Annotated in this window: 7 protein-coding genes; 1 reads left to right on the top strand and 6 read right to left on the bottom strand. The window is 70.5% G+C overall.

Going from position 1 to position 7,444, the window contains the following annotated elements:
- The 4 genes from ACIHCL_RS36655 to ACIHCL_RS36640 all read right to left on the bottom strand — a co-directional run.
- On the bottom strand, positions 1-682 hold a 682-nt coding region (locus tag ACIHCL_RS36655; protein ID WP_399868883.1), incomplete at its 3' end, for a hypothetical protein.
- A gap of 28 nt (positions 683-710) precedes the next feature.
- Positions 711-1,715 (bottom strand): Gfo/Idh/MocA family protein, encoded by a 1,005-nt coding sequence (locus ACIHCL_RS36650; protein WP_399868882.1) that lies wholly within the window; start codon positions 1,713-1,715, stop codon positions 711-713.
- Between the two features lie 32 nt (positions 1,716-1,747).
- On the bottom strand, positions 1,748-2,824 hold the full coding sequence (locus ACIHCL_RS36645) for an NAD-dependent epimerase/dehydratase family protein (RefSeq protein ID WP_399868881.1): 1,077 nt from the start codon (positions 2,822-2,824) through the stop codon (positions 1,748-1,750).
- 29 nt (positions 2,825-2,853) lie between these two features.
- Positions 2,854-3,828, bottom strand: coding sequence for a class I SAM-dependent methyltransferase (locus ACIHCL_RS36640; protein WP_399868880.1), 975 nt, complete (start codon positions 3,826-3,828; stop codon positions 2,854-2,856).
- A gap of 231 nt (positions 3,829-4,059) precedes the next feature.
- Between ACIHCL_RS36640 and ACIHCL_RS36635 the strand changes: the two genes are divergently transcribed.
- Positions 4,060-5,346 carry an XRE family transcriptional regulator gene (locus ACIHCL_RS36635; protein ID WP_399868879.1) on the top strand — a complete coding sequence of 429 codons (1,287 nt, stop codon included), beginning with the start codon at positions 4,060-4,062 and terminating at the stop codon, positions 5,344-5,346.
- A gap of 24 nt (positions 5,347-5,370) precedes the next feature.
- On the opposite strand, the gene ACIHCL_RS36630 is transcribed toward ACIHCL_RS36635, so the two are convergent.
- Positions 5,371-6,258, bottom strand: coding sequence for a glycosyltransferase family 2 protein (locus ACIHCL_RS36630; protein ID WP_399868878.1), 888 nt, complete (start codon positions 6,256-6,258; stop codon positions 5,371-5,373).
- A 755-nt stretch (positions 6,259-7,013) separates the two neighbouring features.
- A complete protein-coding gene (locus tag ACIHCL_RS36625) occupies positions 7,014-7,304 on the bottom strand; it encodes a hypothetical protein (RefSeq protein WP_399868877.1) in 291 nt (96 codons plus the stop codon).
- Positions 7,305-7,444: the final 140 nt, after the last annotated feature.

The raw sequence follows: 7,444 nt of genomic DNA, 5'->3' as shown, positions 1-7,444 counted from the left end.
CAGACGCCACCAGGCAACAGCCAGACACAGCCACTACCGACGGCGAACCGCCGACGAAACCGCTGAATAGATCACGAAACCGCACTGGAGTATTAAGCGGCAGGCGGTAGCGGTCCAGGCAGTCGGCCGCCTTGAGGATGTCGGTCAGGTGCGGGGCCCGCTGGTAGGCGGTGTGCTGGGCGGGGGTGAAGGCGTCGTAGGGCAGGTTGTGCACGGCGATTGCCGAGGCCGCCTCTTCGCGCAGGGCCGGGGGGACGTTCTGTCCGAGGGCGGCAAGGACGTGCTCGGCGTGCTCGGTGAACCAGTCGGCCGCGCGTCGGCCGTGCTCGGGGTCGGTGCGGTCGTCGTGGCGGCGGCAGTCGTGGAGGGCGGCCGCGGTGCACAGCGCGGCGGTGTGCGGCCCGTCGAGGTTGTGGACGCGGGCGAGGAGGAAGGCGAGGACACTGGTGCGGGCGCCGTGGCTGATGCCGTGCAGGCCCTCGGACTGCTCGGGGCTGGTGAACCACGCCGGGTCGGGGGTCAGGACGGGGATGTCGTCCGCCGCGAGGCGGGGGGTGTCAGCGGCCGGCGGGGGCGGGTTAGCGGCGATCCAGCCGAGGGTGGCGGGGTCCATCCTCTGGTGGTCCGGCAGCGTCCGGGCGGCGGCCAACTCGCGCAGTGAGCGCTCGGGTTGAGCGGGCACAGGATCTCTTCCCTCTGGGGGTGGGCGGTCAGGTGAGGGCGAGTTCGCGGGTGGTCACCGCGGTGGCCTGTCCGGTGCCCGCCGCCGTCAGCAGCGCCTCGGTCGCGGCCACGGCGTGCGCGCCCTCGGCCAGGGTCACCAGGCCGCGGGGGCCGGCGCCGAGCAGGGCGTCGCGCATCAGGCGGTGCTCGACGGTGAACGGGGGCTCCTGCTCGGGCAGCGTGATCAGCCGTGCCTCGCCACCTCGGACGCCGGGGAAGGACCCCGCTGGGGTCGGGGAGGCGGTGTTGGGGTGGTGGGTGAGGGTGCCTGCGACGGTGTCGGCGGTCAGAACCCCCGCCGCGGCGTGGACCTGGACCTGGCGGTGCTTGAACGGGGTGATCCAGTCGGCGTGGTGGTGGGCGAGGACCCCGCCGCGCAGGAGTGTGGTGGCGGTGGCCGTGTCCTCGTACGGGCCGGCGAGCGTGCGGGTGGCGGCGGTGACCGACTCGATGGGCGTCCCGGCGAGCCAGGAGACCAGGTCGACGTCGTGGACCAGCAGGTCCAGGGCGACGCCGACGTCCAGGATGCGGCCGGAGTAGGGGCCCTGGCGTCGGGTCTCCAGCTGCCACAGCTCGCCGAAGTCCCCGCTGTGAAGGAGCCGGGCGAGTTCGGCCAGCGGCGCCTGGTGCCGTTCGGTGTGCCCGACGGCGGCGAAGGTCCCGGTGCGGGCGAAGGCGTCGTGGATGCAGCGGGCCGCAGCGCCGGTGGGTGCCAGCGGCTTCTCGATCAGCGCGGGCACGCCGGCCGCAGCGAGGGCCAGGGCGTAGTGCTCGTGGGTCGCGCTCGGGGTGGCGATGACGCAGTAGTCCAGCTCCAGGCGCAGCATTTCCTCCACGTCGCTGTACAGGGGGATGTGCGGGAAGGCGGTGTGCTTGGCGGGGTCGAGGTCGCTGACGGCGACCAGGTCGACGCCGGGCAGAGCGGCCATCGTGCGGGCGTGGACGGTGCCCGCCCAACCCAGGCCCACCACAGCGGTACGCAGCTTCGTCACGGGGCTCTCTCCTTCGGAACGGGGACGGCGGGTCACCGGGGAGCGGGGGCGCTCCAGGCGTCAATGCGGCTGGTGCTGGTCTCGGCGCGCATCCAGTCGGGGATCGCGTTGGGGGTGGTGCGCACCCAGTCGACGTAGCCGTCGATGCCGGCCGCGACGCCGATGGCCGGCTGCCAGTCCAGGACGGTCCGCATCCGGGTGGTGTCGGCGCAGGCGCCGAGCGGGTCCTGGGTGACGCGGGGGGCGTCGACGATCTGAGCGCCGGGGAAGTGACGGGCCACGTGCTCGGCGACCTGTCGGACGGAGGTCTGGGTACCGGTGCCGAGGTTGAGGGTCTGCCCGGCCGCCGCAGGCGCGGTGAGGCAGAGCCGCAGGGCGTCGGCGACGTCGTCGCGGTGGATGAAGTCGCGGACCTGCCTGCCGCCGTTGTTGAGCAGCAGCTGCTGCTCCAGGGCCGCGTACATGGTGAACTGCGCCACCACCCACGACGCGGCGCCCTGCTTAGGGACCTGTCCGGGCCCGTAGACGCTGAACGGGCGCAGGATCGTGTAGTCCCGTCCGGCGAGGTCCAGGATCTGCCGGGTGTGCCCCTCGGCCCACAGCTTGGAGTTGGCGTAGATGTTCAGCGGGTCGAGCGGCTGGTCTTCGGTGAAGTAGCCGGCCCGCTCGCCGCGGGGGGCGTGCGGGTCGCCGTGGCCGTAGACCTGGGCGGTGGAGAGCAGGACGAAGCGGCGTACGTGGGGGGCGGCGGCCACGGCGCGCAGCACGGTGTCGGTGCCCGCCAGGTTGGAGCGGACGGCCTTGTGGGGGTCGGTGGTGCAGCCGTGGACGGAGGAGTGGGCGGCGGCGTGGACGACGTAGTCGGCGTCGGCGACCATGCGGCGCACCAGTTGCTCGTCGTTGATGTCGCCGATGGTCAGTGCCGGGTCGGTGGGGCCGGTGCCCAGCAGGGTCAGGGTCGTGGGCCCGTAGGCGCTCAGGTCGTCCAGCAGGGCCGGGCGTGCGCCGACGCGGGTCAGGGTGGCGCGCAGTGCGGCGCCGATGAACCCGGCGCCGCCGGTGAGTAGGACGCGGGCGCCGGTCAGGCCGTCGTGCAGCGGGGCAGGCACAGAAGTCTCCCGGTCGTGGTGAGGAGGGGTCAGGAGCAGATGAAGTGGCCGGTGTACTTGGTCAGGGTGAAGTAGCCGGTGGTCTCGATCGCGGCCTGGACGTGGGCGTGCACGCGGTGTTCGAGCTCGGTGAAGAACGCCGGCGGCAGCCCTTCGCCCGGCTTGGAGCCGGCGCAGCAGTGGTTGCAGCTGCGGTAGAAGGCCATGAAGTGCTCGGCCTTGCCGAACTGCAGCTGGTCCTGCCAGTCCACGCGATCGACGTTCGCGAAGTGCGGGGCGAGCTGCTCGGCGCCGTTGCTCAGGGAGATCCGGGCCTTGGGTGTGGCGCGGAACAGCGTCTGGGGGGCGTTCATTTCGCGCAGCGCGGCGAAATGAACGTTCCACATCTCGACCATGGAGTCCGTGCGGTCGGTGGCAAGCACGAACCGGCCCCCAAGACGCAGGACCCGGCGTACCTCGGCGAAGCAGGCGTCCAGGTCGGTGACGTAGTGCGCCATGTAGACGGCCATGACCCGGTCGAAGCTGTCGATGGCGAAGGCGCTCAGGTCATCCGCGCTGCCCTCGACGAACTCACACGGGGTGGCCACGCCGTCCAGCCGCTGCCGGGCGGCCTCCAGGGCAGCGGGGGCGATGTCGAAAGCCGTGAGGTGGCCGGCGGCAAGATAGGGGCGGATCCGGGCCAGGATCTCGCCGTTGCCGCAGCCCAGATCCAGCAGTTCCTCGGTGCCACGCAGGTCCAGAGCGTTGATCAAGTGGTCATGCAGAGCCCGCGGGTTGGTGCGGAACCGGTCGTGGACCAGCTGCTTGGCATCCAGCTTGCTGGTGTCGGTGAAGTAGCTGTCGCGGGCGTCCTCGGCCCGCAGCTCGAAGTGCTGCTCGGGGATGACCTCCAGGGCCAGAGCTTGCAGCTCCGGGGTGCTGAAGTCCAGGGGCGTCTCGGTGAACGACAAGGCGGTGCTCCCATCGTGGCCGTCCGGGGCGTCGGCGCCCGGTGGCAGATCCACTGCCGCGACCTCGGGCTGAACTCACCCTCGCTGCCGCCCCACCACAGGTGGAAGACACCCCGGCGGTGCCGTTGGGGTGCGGCAAGAAGCACTACCGGAGCACCGCCCGATGCTCTTCCACCCCGGTTGCCGAACCGCTAGCGTCGCCCGAATATCCGCCCGTGCGGGGCCCTTGCAGGAGGAACAGTGGGGAAGATCCACCGGTTAGTCATCGCACGTCAGGCCCGGAACATGAACCGGCCTGATCTCGCCCGCGAACTGCGCAGACTGAGCGCCGAGCGCAAACGCCCCCTGGGAACCGCACCGTCCGGCGTCCTACGCTGGGAGGACGGCCGCGAACCCGAGTTGGAGACGCAGAAGCTGCTGGCCGAGCTGTTCGACATCGACCCCCACCTCGTCGACACCCACCCCTGGCCCCTGTGGCTCGAGTTCGACCCGCTTCAGCAATACAGCGACTTCCCGTGGACCCCGCAAGGCGCGCTGGACGCGCTCAGAGACTCAGTCGGGAGTGACATGCATCGCCGGTCCTTCATCTTCGGCTCGTCGGCCCTGACCGCGGGCCTGTTCTCCTGGCTCACCGCCGACCCAGCAGCCGCGGGCGAGATCACCAGCGGCCGACGCATCGGCGAGGCCGCCGTCACCCACATCGAGCGCCAAGTCCGCGCCCTGCGCCGCACCGACGACGAGGACGGCGGCGGCACCCTGATCCGCGAGACCGCAGCGGCCAACGACATGGTCGCCGACCTTCTGACCCACCGCAGCTACTCCCTCGACCACGGACGGCGCCTCTACGCCGCGGCGGCCGACCTGGAACGGATGCGCGCCTGGGCCATCTTCGACATCCACGGCACCTGCGACGACCGGATCTTCAAGTCCGCCCTGCACTCCGCGCACAGCGCCGACGACCAGGCCCTGGGAGCGCACATCCTCACCTTCTGGGCCGCAGCCGCCTACAACTGCGACCGGCCCGCAGAGGCCGAGTCGATCGCCACCGCTGCCCTGAGCGCCGTACGCGGCAAGGCCTCACCCCGGGTGCAAGCACTCGTCCACGCTCGCCGCGCCCGCGCCCGCTCGCACCTTGGGGACGAGCGCTGCTGGTCCGACCTCGACCAAGCCGAGCGACACCTTCACCGCGCGGAGCAGAGCCCGGACGAGCGGGAGCCCGAGTGGGCGTACTGGATGAACCTCGCCGAATTCCAGGGCTCACGAGCCTCCACCCAGCTGGCCATGGGGCGCCCGGGCGACGCCGAAGCCACCTTCGCGGCCGCCGCACGCGCCTTCGACGGCGGCGCAGTACGCACCCACGCCCTCTACCTCACCCGCATGGCCGGCGCGCAGTGGCTCCAAGGGCACCACGAACAGGCGTGCGGCACCGCGCACCAGGCCCTGGACCTTACCGACCAGATCAGCTCGCAACGCACCATCGGCCCTCTCCAGGACCTCGTCGCCACCATGGCCTCGCACAAGACCCTGCCGGCCGTACGGGATCTTGGCGAACGAATCACCGCCGTCGGCTGATGATCCCGACGGAGCCTGGGCGGGTCAGACAATCGGTGGGCGGCCGGCGCGCGTCAACCGCCACACCGTGCGCCACGACATCGCCCGCCGCTCCCCCGCGTCCGTGCGCAGCCCCTCGGTGAATCCCCTGAACCACACCCCGAGATTCCTCGAGGACCGGAAGCGCCAGATGCTGATCACGATCCAGGCGGCCAGGTAGACAGGGGTGAGCGGAGCCGGCAGACGGCGACGCGCGACCCACACCCGGTTGCGGGCCACCATCCGGTAGAACGGCTTGTGACGGGCCGGGTTCGTCGCCGGGTGGTGCACCTCGATGTCCCCGGCGTACCAGCCGACCCGGCCGAGGTCCCACAGCCGCCACGACAGATCGACCCCCTCGTGGAAGAGGAAGAAGTGCCCGGGCCAGCCGCCCACCGCCTCAAAGTCCGCGCGGCGGACGAGGACGATGCCCTCGGCCATGACGGTGACAACCCCCGAGCGCCGGGCGTCGCCGGAGCGCAGTCGGGGAACCCACCGGCCCAGCGTCTGGCCGGTGGCGGGGTCGGCGATGCGGGGCTGGACGTAGGCGGCCTGCGGGTGCCGGTCGAACTCGGCGATCAGTCGAGTGAGGGTGTGCGGGTCGGGCAGGACTGCGTCGTTGTCGAAGAACAGCACGAACTCGGCGCCATGGGCAGCCAGGGCGTCCGCTCCGACGTTGCGCCCCTCCGGAATGCCGGCGTTTGCGGCAAGAGTGACACTTTGCACTCCGTCGGGTACATAGTCGGGTTCCACGCCGTTCCCGACGATCACGACGCGCAGGTCCACGTCCTGCTGAGCCAGGACCGAGGCGATCGCCGTGCGGAACTCCTCGTCACGATCGTTCATGGTGAGCACGACGACGTCGACCGTGCGCTTGGGCGCTTCCCTACTCACCTGGACCTGTCCTTCATTCGCTGGGCCTGCAAACCGTCTCCACGAGGGCGCTCGCTGCTTTCGAGGGGCACAAGGAGGTCTCGGAGCTTGTCCTGACTGCACGGCCCAGCGCAGCGTAGCGCCCAAAGCACCCACAGAAGAATTCAGCAGGTTGCCCCTGTGACGTAATCCGTAACGGGGCTGAACAGACATACAAGGCGGTTCTCATCGGGCTTTGCGCCGGGCGAGGGCCGGGCTCCCCGCCGACGGCCGCCTGCCTGCACGCGACTCGATCGGATCGTTCTCCGTCGCCGGGCACGGTCGGCACCGCCCCGCGTCCGAGGTCAGCCGTCGGTCCGGGCGCAGCTGCTGGTATGGCGGGAAAATGCCATCTCTCATCTGGGCCTTCCGGCTGCCAAGGCCGCGGCATGAATCAGATTGAGACATGTCGCTGCGAGCAAGCCTCGGGACAGCGCGTGGCAGGCGAAGCTCGTGCCAGGGTTTCGGTCCCCTCAACGACAAACCCTGACATCGCGATTCGTCGAAGCCACTGCCGATGACAAAGGGCTACCGGCAGGCTGCGCAGCGTGAATATCGGCGATGTCCGAGAGAAGCTGCTTCTACTGCCGGCCGCCGGGGGAGGCGGTGGCCGCCGAGGCCGGTACCGACCTGGATCCAGACCGTCTCATCGCCGTGGCGTGCGCGGTGCGGGCCCAGGGCGTAGACGGGATCAAGCTGACCGGGGGCGATCCGGGCTCAAAGCCATGCGCACCACGCTACGGCAGTCCGCTGACAGGTCTGCCGGGTGCAGGTGTGGCGGGTGAGGTGACCGCGCCGTGCTGAAGGCAGCGGCGCAGCTGGTCCTGGGCCGATGTCACGGCCCGCATCAGGTCGCTGCGCAGGGGTGCCGCTATGGTCCCGGCGTCGAGTCCTGCGGCGCGGACCAGGCGGGTCAGGGCATGACGTTGGCCGGCTGTCATGGCGCGTCGAAGCTGCGGGTGGGTGAGCGCGTCCCGGGCCGCGTAGCCGTCGGCGTGTTCGCTCTCTCGCCCTTCGGCGGCCCGCACGTCCGCTACATCCTCAACGGGGGAATGCAATGAGTTTCTGATTAATATTGATCAGAAACTTATTGGGTTCACTCGTCGAGGATGTAGCGGACGTGGCGGCTGCCGAAGTATCCGCGCACGATGTGGGGTTGGCGTTGGCG

This window comes from Streptomyces sp. NPDC052042 (assembly GCF_044548345.1).
GTDB lineage: Bacteria > Actinomycetota > Actinomycetes > Streptomycetales > Streptomycetaceae > Streptomyces.
Note: the sequence above shows the minus strand (reverse complement) of the source record. Positions and strands in the feature narration are given on the sequence as shown.